General features: G+C 76.7%; 19 protein-coding genes and 1 pseudogene. 12 read left to right on the forward strand and 8 right to left on the reverse strand.

Annotated elements, in window-relative coordinates:
* Nucleotides 1–114 precede the first annotated feature (114 nt).
* The 4 genes from ACI798_RS18270 (at nt 115) to ACI798_RS18285 (ending at nt 3,401) form a co-directional block, all read left to right on the forward strand.
* Complete coding sequence (locus ACI798_RS18270; protein WP_456942842.1) at nt 115–906, forward strand: hypothetical protein; 792 nt, start codon at nt 115–117, stop codon at nt 904–906.
* A 101-nt stretch (nt 907–1,007) separates the two neighbouring features.
* The gene (locus ACI798_RS18275) at nt 1,008–1,505 is read left to right on the forward strand and encodes a SigE family RNA polymerase sigma factor (RefSeq protein ID WP_457048590.1); all 498 of its coding nucleotides are present in this window, start codon (nt 1,008–1,010) and stop codon (nt 1,503–1,505) included.
* Complete coding sequence (locus ACI798_RS18280; RefSeq protein ID WP_457048591.1) at nt 1,505–2,878, forward strand: hypothetical protein; 1,374 nt, start codon at nt 1,505–1,507, stop codon at nt 2,876–2,878. Before ACI798_RS18275 ends, ACI798_RS18280 begins: the two co-directional genes overlap by 1 nt.
* A 1-nt stretch (nt 2,879) precedes the next feature.
* Nucleotides 2,880–3,401, forward strand: a complete 522-nt coding sequence (locus ACI798_RS18285) for a hypothetical protein (RefSeq protein ID WP_456942839.1) — start codon at nt 2,880–2,882, stop codon at nt 3,399–3,401.
* A 4-nt stretch (nt 3,402–3,405) separates the two neighbouring features.
* Here ACI798_RS18285 and ACI798_RS18290 read toward each other — a convergent pair whose 3' ends face one another.
* Nucleotides 3,406–4,194: an AraC family transcriptional regulator gene (locus ACI798_RS18290; protein ID WP_457048592.1), complete on the reverse strand. Its 789-nt coding sequence runs from the start codon at nt 4,192–4,194 to the stop codon at nt 3,406–3,408.
* A gap of 50 nt (nt 4,195–4,244) precedes the next feature.
* Between ACI798_RS18290 and ACI798_RS18295 the strand changes: the two genes are divergently transcribed.
* Both ACI798_RS18295 and arr read left to right on the forward strand, forming a co-directional pair.
* Nucleotides 4,245–4,694, forward strand: a complete 450-nt coding sequence (locus tag ACI798_RS18295) for a DUF2000 family protein (RefSeq protein ID WP_457048593.1) — start codon at nt 4,245–4,247, stop codon at nt 4,692–4,694.
* A 16-nt stretch (nt 4,695–4,710) separates the two neighbouring features.
* Nucleotides 4,711–5,167: pseudogene (gene arr, locus ACI798_RS18300) on the forward strand (NAD(+)--rifampin ADP-ribosyltransferase).
* A 64-nt stretch (nt 5,168–5,231) separates the two neighbouring features.
* Here the strand turns inward: arr and ACI798_RS18305 are convergent.
* The 3 genes from ACI798_RS18305 to ACI798_RS18315 are packed head-to-tail and all read right to left on the reverse strand — an operon-like array spanning nt 5,232 to nt 10,689.
* Nucleotides 5,232–5,576: a Rieske (2Fe-2S) protein gene (locus ACI798_RS18305; protein WP_457048594.1), complete on the reverse strand. Its 345-nt coding sequence runs from the start codon at nt 5,574–5,576 to the stop codon at nt 5,232–5,234.
* Entirely contained in the window at nt 5,573–8,101 is a 2,529-nt protein-coding gene (gene nirB, locus ACI798_RS18310; RefSeq protein WP_457048595.1) for a nitrite reductase large subunit NirB, read from the reverse strand. The genes ACI798_RS18305 and nirB overlap by 4 nt, the downstream gene beginning before the upstream one ends.
* Nucleotides 8,101–10,689, reverse strand: a complete 2,589-nt coding sequence (locus tag ACI798_RS18315; RefSeq protein WP_457048596.1) for a molybdopterin oxidoreductase family protein — start codon at nt 10,687–10,689, stop codon at nt 8,101–8,103. Before ACI798_RS18315 ends, nirB begins: the two co-directional genes overlap by 1 nt.
* 145 nt (nt 10,690–10,834) lie before the next feature.
* Between ACI798_RS18315 and ACI798_RS18320 the strand changes: the two genes are divergently transcribed.
* A complete protein-coding gene (locus tag ACI798_RS18320; protein WP_456942833.1) occupies nt 10,835–11,572 on the forward strand; it encodes a TetR/AcrR family transcriptional regulator C-terminal domain-containing protein in 738 nt (245 codons plus the stop codon).
* Nucleotides 11,573–11,594: 22 nt separating this feature from the next.
* Nucleotides 11,595–12,242 carry an N-acetyltransferase gene (locus tag ACI798_RS18325; RefSeq protein ID WP_456942832.1) on the forward strand — a complete coding sequence of 216 codons (648 nt, stop codon included), beginning with the start codon at nt 11,595–11,597 and terminating at the stop codon, nt 12,240–12,242.
* On the opposite strand, the gene arfB is transcribed toward ACI798_RS18325, so the two are convergent.
* Both arfB and ACI798_RS18335 read right to left on the reverse strand, forming a co-directional pair.
* Nucleotides 12,239–12,679, reverse strand: coding sequence for an alternative ribosome rescue aminoacyl-tRNA hydrolase ArfB (arfB, locus tag ACI798_RS18330; protein ID WP_456942831.1), 441 nt, complete (start codon nt 12,677–12,679; stop codon nt 12,239–12,241). The two genes, ACI798_RS18325 and arfB, sit on opposite strands and share 4 nt — an antisense overlap.
* Nucleotides 12,680–12,785: 106 nt before the next feature.
* Nucleotides 12,786–13,451 carry a winged helix-turn-helix transcriptional regulator gene (locus ACI798_RS18335; RefSeq protein ID WP_456942830.1) on the reverse strand — a complete coding sequence of 222 codons (666 nt, stop codon included), beginning with the start codon at nt 13,449–13,451 and terminating at the stop codon, nt 12,786–12,788.
* Nucleotides 13,452–13,530: 79 nt separating this feature from the next.
* Between ACI798_RS18335 and ACI798_RS18340 the strand changes: the two genes are divergently transcribed.
* From ACI798_RS18340 to mmuM, 3 genes are read left to right on the forward strand one after another with little or no spacing between them, the layout of a single operon-like run.
* Complete coding sequence (locus ACI798_RS18340; RefSeq protein WP_457048597.1) at nt 13,531–14,112, forward strand: dihydrofolate reductase family protein; 582 nt, start codon at nt 13,531–13,533, stop codon at nt 14,110–14,112.
* Between the two features lie 40 nt (nt 14,113–14,152).
* Entirely contained in the window at nt 14,153–14,614 is a 462-nt protein-coding gene (locus tag ACI798_RS18345) for a group II truncated hemoglobin (protein WP_456942828.1), read from the forward strand.
* 13 nt (nt 14,615–14,627) lie between these two features.
* Nucleotides 14,628–15,530 carry a homocysteine S-methyltransferase gene (gene mmuM / locus ACI798_RS18350; RefSeq protein WP_457048598.1) on the forward strand — a complete coding sequence of 301 codons (903 nt, stop codon included), beginning with the start codon at nt 14,628–14,630 and terminating at the stop codon, nt 15,528–15,530.
* 25 nt (nt 15,531–15,555) lie between these two features.
* On the opposite strand, the gene ACI798_RS18355 is transcribed toward mmuM, so the two are convergent.
* Nucleotides 15,556–16,413 carry an SDR family oxidoreductase gene (locus ACI798_RS18355; RefSeq protein ID WP_456942826.1) on the reverse strand — a complete coding sequence of 286 codons (858 nt, stop codon included), beginning with the start codon at nt 16,411–16,413 and terminating at the stop codon, nt 15,556–15,558.
* A gap of 107 nt (nt 16,414–16,520) precedes the next feature.
* Nucleotides 16,521–16,658 (reverse strand): hypothetical protein, encoded by a 138-nt coding sequence (locus ACI798_RS18360; RefSeq protein ID WP_457048599.1) that lies wholly within the window; start codon nt 16,656–16,658, stop codon nt 16,521–16,523.
* A gap of 139 nt (nt 16,659–16,797) precedes the next feature.
* On the opposite strand from ACI798_RS18360, the gene ACI798_RS18365 reads away from it, so the two are divergent.
* Nucleotides 16,798–19,350 carry a DEAD/DEAH box helicase gene (locus ACI798_RS18365; RefSeq protein WP_456942825.1) on the forward strand — a complete coding sequence of 851 codons (2,553 nt, stop codon included), beginning with the start codon at nt 16,798–16,800 and terminating at the stop codon, nt 19,348–19,350.

A 19,350-nucleotide genomic window follows, 5' to 3' on the forward strand; every position in this document is an offset into this window, starting at 1 on the left:
CGTCGCCGTCGGGCTGACCGTGTGTTCCGTTGTGCTCACCGGCCCTGCCCCGCTGTGGTGAGGGTCCGGCCGCCGGGCCGACACGGAGCGGCCGGCTCGGCCATGATCGACGGCGTGGCGGAGTACACGGAGGCGGCACCGGGACGCGCGCTCGTGGAGTCCGGGGAACTGGTCGCCGGGACGATGGCGCGCACGGCCGCGGGGCTGGTGTTCGACGACGGCTCGGCGAAGGTGCGCCTGGACGGCGGGCTGGCCGCGTGGCTCCGGCGCACCGCGACCGCGGCCGACGCCGACCCGCCCGCGCCGGTGTCCTCCCGCGCCCGGTGCCGCGCCGGCGCCGCGCTGGCCTTCGCCGCCGAGCTGTCGGTGACCCGCGCCGCCCAGGGCCGCGCGGTGCGCACCGACGGCTTCCTCGCCTCCGGCCCCGGCGACCGGGCGCCCGCCGACGAGGTGGCCGAGGCCGCCGTGCTCGCCGCCCGCGCGGTCACCGAGGAGTGGCGGGTGCGCCACCTCGGCTACCTGCTCGCCGAGGCCGCCGTCTCCCCCGACCTCGACGCCGCCGTCGTGTTCCGCGGGCTGCGGTTGGCCACGGAGCTCACGGGGCGGCAGTGGGTGCTGCTGGCCGCGGTCGGCCGGCGCGAGCGCACCCCGCTGCCGATGGCGCCGGTCCCGCAGGACCCCCGCGGCTGGACGGCGTGGGGCGCGCTCGAGGACCTCACCGACCTGCAGCGCCGCGGCCTGCTCGACCCGCCGCCCGCGACCCCGCGCCCCGGCGGCGCGGCGCTCCCCCGGCTGCGCCCGGCCGACCTGCGGCTGACCCGCCGCGGCGTGCTCGTGCACCGGCTGCTGGCGCTGGACTTCGTGCGCGACCAGGCGGTCGCCGCCGCCCTCGCCGACCTGGCCTGACCCTCCCTCGCGGATCGTGATCGACCCGTGACCTGCCGCTGTGGGTCTGCCGGGGGCCCCGCCGCGTGTAGAGGGTGACGGCGACCGGCGGGAGGCACGGGGTGGACCAGCGGGGCTTCGAGGACTTCGTGTCCCGCGAGCAGGCGGGGCTGCTGCGCCTGGCCGTGCTGCTGGCCGGGGACCGCGGGCACGCCGAGGACCTGGTCCAGACTGCGCTGCTGAAGACCTACCGGCACTGGGACCGGGTCGCCCGCGGCGGCGACCCGGCCGCCTACGTCCGCCGCGTCGTCGTCACCACCCACACCAGCTGGCGGCGCCGGCTCGCGAGCACCGAGCAGGTGGTCGAGGCGCTGCCCGACCGGGCCGACCCGGCGGTGCCGCGCCAGGACGACGAGGAGCTGCGCGCCGCGCTGCGCTCGCTGCCGCCGCGGATGCGCGCCGCCGTCGTCCTGCGCTACTACGCCGACCTCTCCGAGCAGCAGGCGGCCGAGGCGATGGGCTGCTCGGCCAGCGCGGTGAACACCCACACCACCCGGGGGCTGGCCCGCCTGCGCGCGCTGCTGGTGCCGCCGGTCCTCGTGAGCGGGGAGGACTCCTGATGGACGACCTGACCGACCGGCTGACCCGGCTGGCCGAGCGCACCGCTCCCCCGCCGCGGGAGGACCTCGCCCGGGCCGTGGTGACCCGGCACCGCGCGCGGCGCCGGCAGACGCTCGGGCTGACCGCGGTGGCCGCGGCGGTGGCGGCCGTGGTGGTCGCCGTCCCGGTCGCGCTCCGGGACCCCGGCGACGGGGACGTGCCCGCGGTCGGCGTGGCCGCGCCCGGGCCGGCCGCCGCCTCCGCCGACGTCCTCACCGGGCCGACCCGCGGCTCGCTGGCCGGGGACGCCGCCTTCGTCGAGGGCGTGCGGCAGCTGCCGTGGACCGACAGCCCGGGCGACCACGCCCCCGACTCCCCGCCGGAGGCCCGCCGCGTCGTGTACGCCGGGGACGCCGCCGGCCGGCGGTGGGTGCTGGTCGCCGGCGAGGACCCGGCGATGGCCGCGAACCGGCCCGTCGACCCCGCCGACCCCACGGCCGCCGGCACCCTGGCCGCCGTCTGGTTCACCGGCCCGGAGGGCGCGGCCCCGGAGCAGCTGCAGCGGGCCGGGTCGATGTCGGGGCTCGCGGCGGGGCGGCCGGTGGCGCTGTCGGACGCGAGCACCGGCGCCCTGCTCGTGGTCGCCGCGCCGGGGGACGTCGTCGAGGTGTCCCGCCGTCCGGAGGTGGCCGCCGACGGCACGGTGGGCCGCGACTTCGTCCCGGTCGACGCGCCCGACGGCGTCGCGGCACTGGCGCTGGACCCGGCGACCGGGTCCTACGACGAGGCGCTGCGCTACCGCGTGGTCCGCGACGGCGCGACGGTGGTGACCGCGATGCCGATGACCTGGCGACCGGAGGACTCCACCCCGCCGAGCCCGGCGCTCGCGGTGGGCACGGACCCCGTCCTGGACGCGGCGGTCGACCACGTCTTCGTCGTCACGGGCCTGCGGCCGGAGGAGGTCACCCTCGACCTCGTGTGGTCCGGGAGCGTGCCGGGCGGGGACGGTCCGGGGACGCTGCGGCTGCTCGCGGCGACGCTGCCCTCGGGCGCGGCCTACCTGGAGGCGACGCTCACCGGGAGCGCGGGCACCGGCGCCGCGTCCGGCACCTGGTGCGCCACCGACCTCCTGCCGGCCGGCGCACCGGTGACCGCACGGGGGTTCGTGCTGCGGTGCCCGGAGGCCGACGGCGCCGTGCTGATCGGCCCGCCGGGTGCCGTGACCGCCCGGGTGGACGGCACGGACGTGCCGCTGCGGGACCGGGTCGCCGCGGTTCCGGGCGACGGCGCCGAGGTCCTGTTCCTGGCCGCCGACGGCACCGTGCTCGCCCCCGCCGAGGAGCTCGGCCTCGACGGCCTCGAGCGGCTCGCCGCGACCCACGGCTGGGACTGACGTGCCCGCCGAGCCCGCCTCCGTCGTCGCCGCCCGGCAGCCGGCCGAGGAGGCGCGGGACCGCCGGACCGCCCCGCGCCGGCGGCGGCCGGTGCCGCTGCCCGCCGGACGGGTGCTGCTCGCGGCGGGGCTGGCGACCGGCTGCGCGGGCGGGTCCGGCGGCCCGGGCGAGGTCGTCTGCCCGGCGATCGGCTGGGTCAACGCGGTGCGGGTGGAGCTCACCGGCGACTGGACCGGGCAGGCGCCGTCGTCGGTGCGGGTGGTCTGCGAGCCCTCGTGCGGGCAGGCCGTCCGCCTCGACCGGGACCCCGAGCCGGTCACCGAGGTCACCGCGCCGCTGACCGGGGCCACGGCCGGCGTGCCGACGGACATGCAGACACCGGACGCCGCGACCGTCACCGTGCTCGCGGCCGGCGGCGGCGCGCTCACCGAGGTCGGCGTCGACCTGGACTGGGTGCGGGTCGGCGGCAGCGAGGAGTGCGGCGGCCCGATGGCGGCCACCGTCGCCGTCCCGGCACCCTGAGCGGTCAGGCCGAGCGGGCGTAGGCGGCGGGCGTCGTCGCCAGCATCCGGCGGAAGTGCCGGGTGAGGTGCGCCTGGTCGAAGAAGCCGACCGCCGTCGCCACCTCCGCGGCGGGCAGCCCGTCGAGCAGCAGCCGCCGCGCGCGGTCGACCCGCCGGCCGGTGAGGTACCGGTGCGGCGGCAGCCCGTGCCGGCGGGTGAACGCGCGGACCAGGTGGGTCGGGTGCACGCCCCACCCGGCCGCCGTCGCCTCCAGGGACACCCCGTCCGCGAGCCGGGCGTCGAGCAGGTCGCGCAGCCGGTCGGCGAGCGGGTCGTCCCGCACGGGCGGGGCCGCGACGACGGCGCGGTCGAGGTGCCGGCCCAGCCGCTCGAGCACGAACGCCAGCCGGCTCTCCGCCTCCAGCGCCTCGGTGTGCGGCGCGAGCGCGGCGTGCAGCCGGGAGACGCGGTCGCGCAGCACGGGGTCGGCGTACGCGGGGTGGTCGACGGCGGTGCCGATCCGCCGCTCGCCCAGGGTCGCCGGCTCCAGGTACAGCACCCGCTTGCGGAAGCCGCCGGGGAACTGGGACCGCCCGTCGTGCGGCACGCCGGGCGGCAGCAGGGTGACCCCGGCCGGGGACGCGCCGTGGGCGTGCCGGTCGAGGTCGTAGCGGACGGCGCCGTCGTCGACGAGCAGCAGCGTCCAGGCGTCGTGGGTGTGCGGCGGGTGGACGTGGTCGGTGAACCGGGCGTGGAACACCTCGGTCAGGCCCGGGACCGGAGGCCGCCAGGCCACCACCTCGGCCGTCACGTCAGGAACGTACGAGAACGGGACCGCCGCCCGGCCCGACGCTGCAGGGCGTGGAGACGCTGCCCCTCGAGGAGACCGTGGACGTCGGCCCGCCGTGGCCCACGAAGATCGCCGTCCTGCTGCGGGAGGGCCTGCTGCCGTGGCAGGAGCTCAACGTGACCGCGTTCCTGGCCGGCGCGGTCGCCGCCGCGGTGCCGGAGCTGGTCGGCCGGCCCTACGAGGACGCCGACGGCACGCGGTACCTCGCGATGTTCCGCCAGCCGGTGCTGGTCCTCACCGGTCCCGGGGAGCTGCTCGCCCGGGCGCGGACGCGGGCGCTCGAGCGGGGGCTGCCGACGTCGCTGTTCACCGCGGACCTGTTCGCCACCGGCGGCGACGCCGAGAACCGGGCCGCCGTGCGCGCGGTCGCCGGCGCCGACCTCGACCTGGTCGGGATCGCCGTGCACGGACCGCGGAACGCCGTCGACAAGGTCACCAGGGGCGCCCGCATGCACCCGTGAGGGCAGGATCGCCGGGATGGAGGAGTCGCCGCACGTCCCCGTCACCCACACCGACTGCGGGGACGTCCCCGGGCCCTCCTTCCACGGGACGCGGGCGACGCTCGCCGTCGGCGACGAGCTGGTCCCCGGCCGCGGCTCCGACGTCCGGGCGGGCCGGGTGATGGACCACGTGTACTCCACGTCGCTGGTCGACACCGCCGCCTGGGGGCGCGGAGCCGGCGACGGCGCCGGCCGGGGACGGGCACCGGGGACACGTCCACGTCGTGGAGCCGCTGGGCCCGTTCGAGGACGACCCGAACGTCACCGACGAGCGGTTCCCCGGCAACCCCACGCGGTCCTACCGGACCCGCTCCCCGCTGCGCGTCGTCGGCGAGGTGGAGGACCGGGAGGGGCACGCTCCGGAGGTCGTGGCGGGGATGCTCGCGTCCCTCGCGCGGCTGCGCGAGCAGGGCCTCGACGTCATCGAGGACTGAGCGGTGTGGGCACGCAGCGCGATCCGGAGGACCCCGGGACCGCGCTGCGTGCACACCCTGCGCCTCAGACGTCGACGACGAGCATCCCGTCGACCTCGCGGACCGGGTACACGCGCACCGGGCCGACGTCGCCGCCGGTCGGGGCGCCGTCGGCCCACCGGAACCCGTAGAGGTGCAGCGGGCAGACGAGCACGTCCGGGTCGGTCTGCCCGTCGGCGAGCGGGCCGCCGGCGTGCGGGCAGGCGGCCTGGGTGGCGTGCAGCGACCCGTCGCGCAGCCGGAAGACGGCGACCTGCACGTCCCCGGCGACGAACGCCCGCCCCTCCCCCGGCGGCACGTCCCCGGCCCGGCCGACCGCGTACGCCCGGACGGCGGCGGAACTGGCCGGCCGGGTGTCGACGACGCTCATCGGACCGGCACCTGCGGCAGCGGGACCAGCGGCAGCGCGGGCCGGAACTGCCCCGGCGTGGCCGGCTCGGGGCCGTCCTGCCCCCACGGGTCGGTGTAGGCGTCGATCGAGCGCTGCAGGCCGGCGTCGAGGTCGGCGCAGGTGCCCTCGGCGTCGTCGACCACCACCGACCGGACCCGCTCCAGCCCGACCCGCGGCACGAAGTCGTAGGTCCGCTCCAGCCAATTGGCGTGCTCCCGGTAGTACTGCACGAACCGGCCGACCAGCGTCGTCACCGCCTCCGGGGAGTCGACGGTGGCCAGCAGGTCGCCCTTGCGGACCGTGGCCCCGGCGGCACCGCCGACGTACACCTCCCACCGGCCGCTGCCGACGGCGACGACGCCGACGTCCTTGACGTAGGCCTCGGCGCAGTTCCGCGGGCAGCCGACGACGGCCATCTTGATCTTCGCGGGGCTCTCGATGCCCTGGAACCGCGTCTCCAGGTCGATGCCGAGCTGCGTGGAGTCGTCGAGGCCGAAGCGGCAGAAGTCGCTGCCCACGCAGGTCTTCACCGTGCGCATGCTCTTGCCGTAGGCGTGGCCCGAGGGCATCCCGAGGTCGGCCCACACCGCGGGCAGGTCCTCCTTACGGACGCCGAGCAGGTCGATCCGCTGGCCGCCGGTGACCTTCACCATCGGCACCTCGTACGTCTCGGCGACGTCGGCGATGCGGCGCAGTTGGGCCGGCGTCGTCACCCCGCCCTTCATCTGCGGGACGACGGAGAAGGTGCCGTCGCGCTGGATGTTGGCGTGCACGCGGTCGTTGACGAACTCGGCGTCCTCCTCCCGCACGAAGTCGCTGCCCCACACCGTCTTGAGCAGCGAGGTGAGGCCCATCTTCGAGCGGGCGTCCTCCTTGCCGCCGGGGGCGAGCGCGGCGAAGACGGCCGAGACGCTGCGCAGGTCCTGCTCGCGGATCGCGGCCATGAGCGCCGGCTTGGCCAGCGGGATGCCGGGGACGTACCAGGACGCGGCCGGGTCCTCGGCGACGTCGCCGTCGGCGGCCCACTCCACGACCTGCTCCACCAGGGACGTGCAGGACCCGCAGCCCTTGCCCGCGCGGGTGCGGTCCATGACCGCCCCGACGCTGCCGCAGCCGTCGGCGACCGCCCCGCAGATCGCGCCCTTGGTCACGCCGTTGCAGTTGCAGACCTGCGAGTCGGCCGGCATGTCCGCGACGCCGACCTCCTCCTTCCCGTCGGACAGGTCGACCAGCAGCCGGATGCGCTCCCCGGGCAGTGCGCTGCCGCGGTCGAACGCCTGGGTCAGGTAGGCGACCTTGCGGGTGTCGCCGAGCAGCGTCGCGCCGACCAGCCGGTCGTCGCGGATGACGACGGACAGGTGCACGCCGCGCCGGGGCTCGGAGATCACGAGGACCTCGTCGGAGTCCCGCTCGGGGGTGCTCACGCCCATCGTGGCGACGTCGACCCCGGCGACCTTGAGCTTGGTCGCCGTCCGGCTGCCGTGGTACTCGGCGTCCGGGTCGGCGCCGGTGAGGACGTCGGCCAGCACCCTCGCGTGCTCCCAGGCCGGCGCGACCAGGCCGTAGACCGAGCCGCGGTGCTGGGCGCACTCCCCGATGGCGTAGACGTCGGGGTCGTCGGTGCGCAGCTGGTCGTCGACGACGACGCCGCGCTCCACCTCCAGCCCCGAGCGGACGGCGACGTCGGTGTGCGGGCGGACCCCGGCGGCGACGACGAGCAGGTCGCAGTCGATCCGCCGCCCGTCCCTCAGCAGCACGCCCTCGACGGCGTCGTCGCCGAGCACCTCGGTGGCCAGCACGTCGAGGTGCACGGTGATGCCGAGCGCCGTGACGCTGCGCTCGAGGACGGCGCCGGCCTCCCGGGAGAGCTGGGCGTTCATCAGCCACGGCATCGCGTGCACGAGGTCGACCTCGAGGCCGTGGCCCTGCAGCGCGCGGGCGGCCTCCAGCCCCAGCAGCCCGCCGCCCATGACCACCGCCTTCCGGCAGCGGCGGGTGGCGGCGAGCATCTCGCGGGTCTCGTCGATGGTGCGGAAGCCGTACACGCCCGGCAGCAGGCTGCCGTCGTCGCGGCGGACGCCGGTCATCGGCGGGACGAAGCTGTAGCTGCCGGTGGCCAGCACCAGGTGGTCGTAGGCGGCGGTGGTCCCGTCGGCGGCGTGGACGACCTTGGCGGCGGTGTCGATCCGCTCCACCCGGACGCCCGCGCGCAGCGTGACGCCGTTGTCGGCGTACCAGTCGTGGCTGTTGAGGACGATGTCGTCCTCGTGCGTCTCCCCGGCCAGCACCGGGCTGAGCAGGATCCGGTTGTAGTTGCCGTGCGGCTCGTCGCCGAACACGGTGGTGCGGAACTGCTCGCCGCCGCCGCGCTCGAGCACCTCCTCGACGAACCGGGCGCCGGCCATGCCGTTGCCGACGACGACCAGCCGCGCGCGGGTGTCGAGGTCGGCGTCCATCGCGATCGTGGTCAGCCCCTCCGGGCGACCGCCCAGGACGGCGGTCATCACACCTCCACCAGGCCCAGGTCGACGACGAGCTCGCCGGTGACGCCCTCGGGCGCGGCGGCGTGCAGCTCGACGACGCAGCCGCCGGGCAGGTCCTCGACCACACGCAGCGGCACGTGCACGTCGCCCTTCGCGCCGATCGGGAACCAGCGCACCGGCTCCCCGTCGCGCACCAGCAGGACGTAGACCAGCTCCGGGGTGGAGTTGCCGCCGCGGAAGTACAGCGCCTGCGCGGTGGCGCCGGCGGGCACCTGGTAGCGCAGCGCCGGGTCGATGGGCCCGGGCTTGGCCAGGCCCTCCCCGGTGACCGGGAAGACGCCTTGCAGGAATCTCGGGGTGCTCTTCACGGGATGGCTCCTCCTCGGGCTCCGGGCCGGGGGCCGGGGTGCGGGCGGGACGGTGCGGGTGTGCGGCTGCGGCACGGGCTGGGTCGCGGCGTCGGGGGCGGGCGGCCGCTCGGCCGGGCCGCCGACGCGGGTGACGGCGACCGCGCAGGCCTTGAAGGCGGGCATCCGGCTGACCGGGTCGAGCGCGGGGTCGGTGAGCGCGTTGGCGCTGGCCCCGCCGCCCCAGTGGAAGGGCACGAAGACGGTGTCGGGGCGGATGGCGTCGGTGACCGCGGCGTGGAAGCAGGCGCGGCCGCGGCGGGTGGCCAGCTCGACGACGTCGTCGTGCGCGATGCCGAGCCGGCGGGCGAGGTCGGGGTGCAGCTCCGCCCGCGGGACCGGGGCCACCAGCTGCAGGCTGCGCGTCCGCCGGGTCTGGGTGCCCGACTGGTACTGCGCGAGCACCCGGCCGGTGGTGAGCACGTACGGGTACTCGGCGTCGGGCTGCTCGCGCGCGCCGGTGTGGTGCACCGGCACGAAGCGGGCGCGGCCGTCGGGGGTGGCGAAGCGCTCGGTGAACAGCCGCGGCGTCCCGGGGTGGTCCGGGCCGGGGCAGGGCCAGAAGACGCCCTGCTCGGCGTCGATGCGGTCGTAGGTGATGCCCGAGTAGTCGGCCGCTCCCCCGGCGCTGGCCCGGCCGAGCTCGGCGAAGACGGTCTCCGGGTCGGCGGAGAAGCCCCGCGCGCCCAGCCGCTCCGCCAGCTCCGCGAGCAGTGCCAGGTCGTCGCGGACGCCGCCGGGCGGGTCGAGCGCGCGCCGCCGCCGGATGACCCGCCCCTCGAGGTTGGTCATCGTCCCGGACTCCTCGGCCCACATCGCGCTGGGCAGGACGACGTCGGCCAGCTCGGCGGTCTCGGAGAGGAAGAAGTCGCTGACGGCGAGGAAGTCCAGGTCGCCGAGCCGGCTGACCACCCGGCGGGCGTCGGGGGCGGAGACGGCGACGTTGGAGGCGAGCACCAGCAGGGCGCGCACGCCGCCGTCGCTGCCGAGCGCGTCGAGCAGCTCGAAGGCGCTGCGCCCGGGCACCGGCAGGTCGTCGGGGTCCACGCCCCAGACGGCGGCGACGTGCGCGCGGTCGGCCGGGTCGGCGAGCCGGCGGTAGCCGGGCAGCTGGTCGGCCTTCTGCCCGTGCTCGCGGCCGCCCTGCCCGTTGCCCTGGCCGGTGAGGGTGCCCCAGCCGCTGCCGGGCCGGCCGGGCAGGCCGAGGGCCAGCGCCAGGTTCAGCCACGCGGTCGCGGTGTCGGTGCCCGCGCTGTGCTGCTCGGCGCCGCGCGCGGTCAGCACCACGGCCCGCTCCGCCCGGGCGAGCGCGGACACCGTGCGCCGCTGCTGCTCCACGGGCACGCCGGTGATCCGCTCGACCCGGTCCGGCCAGTAGCTCCGCACCGCGGCGCGCACGGCGTCGAAGCCGGTGGTGCGCGCGGCCACGTACGCCTCGTCGACCAGCCCCTCGGCCACCGCGACGTGCAGCAGCCCGTTGGCCAGCGCGAGGTCGGTGCCGGGCAGCGGCTGCAGGTGCAGCCCGGCGCTGCGGGCGGTCGCCGTCCGGCGGGGGTCGACGACGACGTGCAGCGCCCCGCGCTCCCGGCCGGCGTCGAGGTGCTGCATCGCCGGCGGCATGGTGTCGGCCGGGTTGCTGCCCACCAGCACGACGACGTCGGCCTCGGCGACGTCGGCCAGCGGGAACGGCAGCCCGCGGTCCAGGCCGAACGCGCGGGTGGCCGCGGCGACCGCCGAGGACATGCAGAAGCGGCCGTTGTAGTCGATGGCGCTGGTGCCCAGCGCGACCCGGGCGAACTTGCCGAACTGGTAGGCCTGCTCGTTGGTCAGCGACCCGCCGCCGAAGCAGCCGACGGCGTCGCGGCCGTACCGGGCCTGGGTGCGCCCGACCGCGGCGACGACGCGGCCGAGCGCCTCCTCCCAGGAGGACTCGACCAGCGGGCTGGTGCGGTCGCCGGGCACCGCGCGGACCAGCGGGCGGGTCAGCCGCTCGGGGTGGTCGAGCAGCTCGGCCGCCGACCAGCCCTTGCTGCACAGCCCGCCCCGGTTGGTCGGGAAGTCGAGGGGTACGAGCGTCGCGGGACGGTCGCCGGCGGTGACCGCCGTGCCGCACTGCAGCGAGCAGTAGGGACAGTGCGTCGCGGTGGTCCGCGTGCGGGGACCGGTCGGTGCGGCGGCGCCGGACGGGAGGGGTGCGGACACGGCTCCGAGCGTCGGGTGCGGCGGTTTCCCCGCGGCCACGACGACGTCAAGGCTGCGTTCCGGAGACCTCACGGGCGGGCACGGGGCCCGGTGCGGCCGCCCGACGGTCAGGATGGGGGCGCCGGAGGACGGGAGGTGGTGCGCGGTGGCGTCGGACGACACGGTGCCCGTGCCCCGGCCCGACGCCGTCGCGCCGGCGTCCGCCCGTCCGGGGCTGGGCCGGCGGCGCATCCTCGCCGGCGCGGTCGAGTTCATCGACCGGTACGGCCTGGCCGCGCTCACCATGCGCCGGCTGGGCGCGCACCTCGGCGTCGAGGCGATGGCGCTCTACCGGTACGTGCCCGGGCGGGAGCAGCTGCTCGACGGCGTCGTGGAGACCGTCGTCGACGAGCTGTACGGCGACCCCGAGGTGCACCTGGAGCCCTCCGACGGCTGGCAGGACTACCTGCAGCGGCTGGCGCACGGCGTCCGGCGGATCGCGCTGGCCCACCCCGAGGTGTTCCCGCTGGTGGCCACCCGGCCGCCCGACGCGCCCTGGGTACGGCCGCCGCTGCGCAGCCTGCGCTGGGTGGAGTCCTTCCTCGCCGCGCTGACCGCCAGCGGCTTCTCGGCCGAGGCGGCGGTCAGCGCCTACCGCGCCTACTCGGGGTTCCTCCTCGGTCACCTGCTGCTGGAGGTGTCGCAGCGCGGCGTGCCGGTGACCGCCGAGGACCGAGCCGACGACGCCGGGCCGCGCACCTCGCTCGACCTGGGCCGCTACCCGCACGTGGTGGCCTACGAGGAGCTGCTGTCGCGCGACGAGTCGGCGGCGGAGTTCGAGCTGGCCCTGGAGGCCCTGCTGGAGCGGCTGGAGGGGGTCCGGCGGGAGCAGCGCGGCCCCTGACCCCGCGTGGTGTCATGGTGGGGTGAGCGAACCCGGGCCGACGGTCCACGTCGGCGTCCCGGTCGTCCGGGCGGCCGAGCCGCGCGACGTGCCGCGCATCGCCGCCACCCTCACCGTGGCGCTGGCCGAGTCGCGGTGGGTGCGCTGGGCGCTGCCGCTGGACGGGCGCACGCAGCGGCTCACCCGGCTCGCCGAGCTCGACGCCGGGCACCGCGGGGTCGCCACCGGCACCACCTGGGTCAGCGAGGACGTCGACGCGGTCGCCTCCTGGGACGCCCCCGCCGGGGCCGCGACGCCGGTGCCGGCCGACGTCCTCGCGGCCCTGGAGCGGGAGGTGCCGCGGCTGCACGCCGACCGCGCCGACGCCGTCGCGCGCACCGAGGCCGAGCTCGCCGCCGCGCTGCCCGAGGGCCCGCACTGGCGGCTGCGCGCGCTGGCCACCCGGCCGCGCTCCCGCCGGCGCGGGCTCGGCGGCGCGGTGCTCGCGCCGGTGCTGGCCCGCTGCGACGCCGACGGCGTGCCCGCCGCACTGGTCGCCCCCGCCTGGGCGGTGGTGCGCTTCGCCCGCGGCCTGGGCTTCGAGGTGACGCGGGCGACCCGCTCGGCCGACGGGCAGCTGCCGCTGTGGGTCGCGGTCCGGCCGCCCGGCGTGCCGATGCCGGAGTTCTAGTCCCAGCTCCCCCGGCGGCGCTTGAGCTCGCCACGGCGCTTCTTCTCCGCGATCCGCCGCTCCTGCGAGCCGCGGGTGGGCTTGGTGCGCCGGCGCGGCGGTGGCGGCGCGGCGAGGGCGGCACGCAGCACCGCGGCCAGCCGCTCGCGGGCGGCGGCCCGGTTCCGCAGCTGCTGCCGGTGCTCACTGGCCGCGATCGTCAGGACGCCGTCGACCAGCCGCGGGCCCAGCCGCTCGGCCAGCCGGTCCCGCTGCGCGTCGGTCAGCCCGCGCAGCTCCAGCGGCGCGACCGACAGCTCGACGCGCGAGTCGGCGGTGTTGACGCCCTGCCCGCCGGGCCCCGAGGACCGGGAGAAGCGCCACGCCAGCGCCGCGGCGGGGACGACGAGGGAGCGGGTGACCGGGAGGTCGCCGCTGGTGTCGTCGCTGCCGGGCACGCGCCCAGTCTCGCCGACGCCCCCGCCCGCCGCGATCACGGCCTTCCGGTGAGGACACGCCGACGGCACCCGGCGTGTCGCCCGGCGGAGTCCGGGATCGCGGGGGTCAGGCCGGCAGCGGCGGGACGAGGGCGCCCAGCAGCCGGCGCACGACCGCCTCGTCGCCGTCGACGCGCAGCTCCCCGGCGGCCAGGGCGTCGTCGAGGGAGCGGCGGCCGAAGGCGACCGGGCGCAGCACCGCCGGCGCGCCGGACAGGACGGCGTCGGGTGCCTCGGAGCCACTCCGGACGGCGGACAGCCGGCCCCCGCCGACGGTCAGGGTGACCCGGTCGGGTGCCGCGGGGTCGTCGACGACCAGCTCCACCCGCGCCGACCAGCCGGCCAGCCCGGCGGGGTCGGCGAGCGTGCGCAGCGCGAGGACGAACGCGTCGGTGCCCAGGTCCCCGGCCGCGGTCTGCGCGGTGCGCGAGCCCCACCGGCCGAGCGCGAGCAGCACGTCCTCGAGCTCGCGGCCGCGCGGGGTGAGGGCGTAGACCCGCCCGCCCACCGGCGGCCCGGCCACCGACCGCGTGACGATCCCGGCCGCCTCCAGGTCGCGCAGCCGCTGGCTGAGCACGGTCGGGCTGCTGCCGGGCAGCCCGCGGGCCAGGTCCGTGTACCGCTTCGGGCCGAGCAACAGCTCGCGGACGACGAGCAGCGCCCACCGCTCCCCCACGACGTCGAGGGCGCGCGCGACGCCGCACGGGTCGTCGTAGCTGCGTCGGTCCGGCACGCCGCCGAGGCTACCCCTTGCACTATGTCGCACCTAGTCGCTACTACTGATTCCGTAGCAACCGATCCGAGGAGGAGCCGTGGGCACGCTCAGCATCGTCGAGAACACGAGCCTGGACGGCGTCGTGCAGGCGCCGGGTTCGCCGGACGAGGACACCCGCGGCGGGTTCACCCACGGCGGCTGGTTCGCGCCCTACCCCGACGACGTCCTCGGCGAGGTCATGGGCCGCGGGATGGCCGCCGAGGGCGCGATGCTGTTCGGCCGCCGCACGTTCGAGTCGATGCAGGCCGCGTGGGCCGGCACCACCGACAACCCGTTCGGCCCGGTGCTCGACGCCAAGCGGAAGTACGTCGTCACCCGGGACCCGGGCTACGCGCCGACGTGGGCGAACACCACGGTCCTCGCCGGCGACGCGGCCGCGACCGTCGCCGAGCTGAAGGCCACCGTCGACGCGGACCTCACCGTGCTCGGCAGCCCCGACCTGCTGACCACCCTCCTCCCGGCGGGCCTGGTCGACGAGGCGTGGCTCGCCGTCGCGCCGGTCGCCCTGGGCTGCGGCCGCACCCTGTTCCCGGCCGGCGCGCACCTGCGCTGGGAGCTGGTCGAGTCGGTGCCGACGACGACCGGCGTCGTCCTGTCCCACTACCGCCTCGCGCGCTGAGCCCTTCCCCGCCCGCCGGGGCCGTGGTGCGCTGGCCGGCGTGCCACCCACGCTCTACGAGTGGGCCGGCGGTGCCCCCGCCTTCCGGCGCCTGATCGACGCGTTCTACGACCGGGTCGAGCGGGACGACCTGCTCGGCCCGCTGTTCCCCGGCGGCGTGTCCGAGGCGCACCGCGCGCACGTCACCGCCTGGTGGTGCGAGGTGTTCGGCGGCCCGCCGCTCTACACCGAGCAGCTCGGCGGCTACGAGCGGATGCTCGCCCACCACCGCCGGCTGGGGCTGGTGCGCGAGCAGCGGTTCCGGTTCGCCACCCTGATGAGCCGCGCCGCCGACGACGCCGGCCTGCCCGACGACCCGGAGTTCCGCGCGGCCTTCGTCGGCTACGTCGAGTGGGGCACCCGGCTGGCGCTGGCCAACTCGCAGGACGGCGCCGCCGTCGTCGAGCACGCCCCGGTGCCGCGCTGGGGCTGGGGCGTGGCGCCGCCGTACCAGCCCTCCTGAGGACGATGGGGTGGTGACCTCCCTGCCCGCCGCGCTCGCCGCCGGCCCCGTCCTGCTCGACGGCGGCCTGTCCACCGAGCTCGAGGCCCGCGGGCACGACGTCGCCTCGGTGCTGTGGTCGGCGCGGCTGCTGCGCGACGACCCGGGCGCCGTCGTCGCCGCGCACGCCGCGTTCGCCGCCGCCGGGGCACAGGTGGCGACGACGGCGAGCTACCAGGCGACCGTCGAGGGGTTCGCCGCGGTGGGGGTGGACCGGGACGAGGCGCTGGCGCTGGTCGCCCGCTCGGTGGCGCTGGCCCGCGAGGGCGCGCCGGGCGCGTGGGTGGCCGGGTCGGTCGGGCCGTACGGCGCGGCGCTGGCCGACGGCTCGGAGTACACCGGCGCCTACGTGGCCGGGGTCGGCGTCGACCGGCTGCGCGCCTTCCACCGGCCGCGGATGGCCACCCTCGCCGACGCCGGCGCCGACGTGCTCGCCTGCGAGACGCTGCCGGCCGCCGCCGAGGCGGAGGCGGTGCTGGCCGAGGCGACGGCGCTGGGCGTGCCGGTGTGGCTGTCGCTGACCACCGTCGTCGACGCCGACGGCGTGGCGCGCACCCGCCGCGGCGAGCGCGCGGCCGACGTGTTCGCGATGGCGCGCGGCGTGCCCGAGGTGGTCGCCGTCGGCGTCAACTGCACCGACCCGGCCGGCGTGCTCCCGGCCCTGGCAGCCGCGGCCGCCGCCGGGGTCCCGCTGGTCGCGTACCCGAACAGCGGCGAGGGGTGGGACGCCGCGGCCCGGCGCTGGACGGGCACCGGCGGCATCGACCCCGGCGACGCCGCGGCGTGGGTGGCCGCCGGCGCGCGCCTGGTCGGCGGCTGCTGCCGGGTGGGGCCGGCCGGCGTCGCCGCGCTCGCCGGCGCGATCGGAGCTCTCTGACCGCACCGCGGAGCGCGGTCCGGCGCTACAGGATCGGGTTGCCGCCGGTCACCGCGACGCGCGCGCCCGACACGTAGGACGCCTCGTCGCTGGCCAGCAGCACGTACACCGGCGCGAGCTCGGCCGGCTGACCGGCGCGGCCCATCGGCACCTGCTGGCCGAAGCTGGCCACCTTCTCCTCGGGCATGGTCGCGGGGATCAGCGGCGTCCAGACCGGCCCGGGCGCGACGCTGTTGGCCCGGATGCCCTTCTCGGCGTACATCTGCGCGAGGCTCGCGGTGAAGTTCGCGATGCCGGCCTTGGTCATGGCGTAGGGCGCGAGGCTCGGGCTCGGCATGTCGGAGTTCACCGACGACGAGTTGATGATCGACCCGCCCGCCGGCATGTGCGGGACGGCGTCCTTGCAGAGGGTGAACATCGCCGTGAGGTTGGTGGCCACCGTGTGGTCCCACTCCTCGTCGGAGACCTCCTCCAGGCTGTCGTGCGACATCTGGAAGGCGGCGTTGTTCACCAGGACGTCGACCTTGCCGAACTCCTCGACGGCCTTCGGGATGATCGTCTTGGCGTGCGCCCGGTCGGAGATGTCACCGGGCACCAGCACGCACCGGCGGCCGGCCTCCTCGACGTACTTCTTGGTGTCCTCGGCGTCCTCGTGCTCGGAGAGGTACGAGATGAGCACGTCGGCGCCCTCGCGGGCGAAGGCGATCGCGACGGCGCGGCCGATGCCGCTGTCGCCGCCGGTGATGACCGCGGCCTTGCCGGCCAGCCGGCCCGATCCGCGGTAGGTCTCCTCACCGTGGTCGGGCTTCGGCTCCATCTCGCCGAGCGTGCCCGGCGGGGTCTGCTGCTGCTCGGGCTGGGACTCGGGGCGGGGTGACGACACGGGGGCTCCTCCTGCTCGCGGCGGGACCGGCGGGCCGGGTCTGCTCCCCGTCCCGCCCTCGCCGAGCGCCTACCCGTGCGATCCCGTGCGGAACCCGGGTGACGTCCTCAGGCCGCGCGCCGCGGCCGCACCTGCGCGGCCGGCTGCGGGGAGCCCCACCGCATCTCGATCCGGCGACGCCCGTCGGCGTCGGTCACCGTCACCCAGTGGCACTCGGGGCAGTTCTTCTCCAGCATGCGTCTCATCCACCTTCCGTTCACCTTCTGTTCACCTTGATAGACGACAGCGACCGGCGCCACACCCCATCAGGGGAGTCGTGACCGTTTCGTTATGCCGCCCCGGCGTCCGGGAAGGCGGGGACCGTCGGGCACGCTGTCCCTCACGATGACCGCGACCGCGCCCCTCCCCCTGCTCGACGACCCCGGCGACCTCACCGCCCTCCGGGCGCGCGGCAGCGACCCCGACGAGCTGTTCACCTCCTTCGCGGCCTGGGCCGAGGACGGCGGCACGCCGCTGTACCCGCACCAGGAGGAGGCGCTGATCGAGCTGGTCAGCGGCGCGAACGTGGTCCTCGCGACGCCGACCGGCTCGGGCAAGTCCCTGGTCGCCACCGGGGCGCAGTACGCGGCGATGGCGGCCGGGCGGCGCAGCTTCTACACCGCGCCGATCAAGGCGCTGGTCAGCGAGAAGTTCTTCGCGCTGTGCGGGGTGTTCGGCGCGGCCAACGTCGGGATGCTGACCGGGGACGCCGCGGTGAACCGGGACGCCCCGGTCATCGCCTGTACCGCCGAGGTGCTCGCCAACGTGGCGCTGCGCGAGGGCGCCGACGCCGACATCGGCCTCGTCGTCATGGACGAGTTCCACTTCTACGGCGACCCCGACCGCGGGTGGGCCTGGCAGGTGCCGCTCCTGGAGCTGCCGCGGGCCCAGTTCCTGCTGATGAGCGCCACGCTCGGCAACACCGACGCGCTGCGCGAGGACCTCACCCGCCGCACCGGCCGGCCCACCGCACTGGTCGCCGGCGCCGAGCGCCCGGTCCCGCTGCACCACTACTACGCGACGACGCCCGCGCACGAGACCATCCAGGAACTGCTGGACACCAGGCAGGCGCCGGTCTACGTCGTGCACTTCACCCAGGCCCAGGCGCTGGAGCGGGCGCAGGCGCTGATGAGCGTCAACGTGTGCACGAAGGAGGAGAAGGCCGCGATCGCCGACGCGATCGGCGGGTTCCGGTTCACCTCGGCCTTCGGGACGACGCTGTCGCGGCTGGTGCGCCACGGCATCGGCGTCCACCACGCCGGGATGCTGCCCAGGTACCGGCGGCTGGTGGAGCAGCTGGCCCAGGCCGGGCTGCTCAAGGTCATCTGCGGCACCGACACCCTCGGCGTCGGCATCAACGTGCCGATCCGCACCGTCGTGTTCTCCGCGCTGAGCAAGTACGACGGCAGCCGCACCCGGCTGCTCAACGCCCGCGAGTTCCACCAGATCGCCGGGCGCGCCGGGCGCGCGGGCTACGACACCGCGGGCACCGTCGTCGTCCAGGCACCGGAGCACGAGGTGGAGAACCTCCGGCAGTTCGCCAAGGTCGCCGACGACCCGAAGAAGCGCCGCAAGCTGGTCCGGAAGAAGGCGCCCGAGGGGATGGTGCCGTGGTCGAAGGCGACCATGGAGCGCCTGGTCGCCGCCGAGCCCGAGCCGCTGACCAGCCACATGCGGGTGACGACGGCGATGCTGCTCGACGTCGTCGACCGGCCCGGCGACCCGGTCGCGGCGCTGCGCCGGCTGCTCACCGACAACCACGAGCCCCGCAAGCGGCAGCTCAGGCTCATCCGCGAGGCGGTCGGCGTCGCCCGCTCGCTGCTGCAGGCCGGCGTCCTCGAGCGGCTGCCCGAGCCGGAGCCCGACGGTCGCCGGTACCGGCTGACGGTCGACCTGCCGCCGGACTTCGCGCTCAACCAGCCGCTGTCGACGTTCGCGCTGGCCGCGATCGAGCTGCTCGACCCCGCCTCGGACACCTTCGCCCTCGACGTCGTCAGCGTCGTCGAGGCCACCCTCGACGACCCGCGGCAGATCCTGGCCGCGCAGCTGAACAAGGCGCGCGGCGAGGCGGTCGCGCAGATGAAGGCCGAGGGCATCGAGTACGACGAGCGGATCGAGCTGCTCGAGGACGTCACCTACCCCAAGCCGCTCGAGGAGCTGCTCGAGCACGCCTTCGCCGTCTACGTGCGCAGCAACCCGTGGGCCGCCGACGCGCACCCCTCGCCGAAGTCCGTCGTCCGCGAGACGTGGGAGCGGGCGATGACGTTCAAGGAGCTGGTCTCCACCTACGGGCTGACCCGCTCCGAGGGTGCGGTGCTGCGCTACCTCTCCGACGCGGTGAAGGCGCTGCGGTCCGGGGTGCCGGCGGCCGCGCGCACCGAGGAGGTCACCGACGTCGTCGAGTGGCTCGGCGAGCTGGTGCGGCAGGTGGACTCCTCGCTGCTCGACGAGTGGGAGCAGCTGACCAGTCCCGACCAGCCGCTGGACGAACCGGTCGCCGTCCCGGCGCGGGCCCGGCCGCTCACCGGCAACGAGCGGGCGTTCACCGCGATGGTCCGCAACGCGCTGTTCGCCCGGGTGCAGCTGTGGGCGCGGCGCCGCTGGTACGACCTCGGCGAGCTCGACGCCGGCTCCGGCTGGGACGCCGAGCGGTGGGGCGAGGTGGTCCGCGGCTACTTCGCCGAGCACGCCGAGGTCGGCACCGGCGCCGACGCCCGCGGCCCGGCGCTGCTGGTGTGGGACCGGAGCGAGCCCGGCGTCTGGCGGGTGCGGCAGATCGTCGACGACCCGGCCGGCGACCACGACTGGGGCATCGACGCCGAGGTCGACCTCACCGCCTCCGACGAGGCCGGCGAGCTGGTGCTGCGCGTCGTCGACGCCGGCCGCAAGGACGCCTGA

Source organism: Geodermatophilus sp. SYSU D01045 (assembly GCF_054050295.1).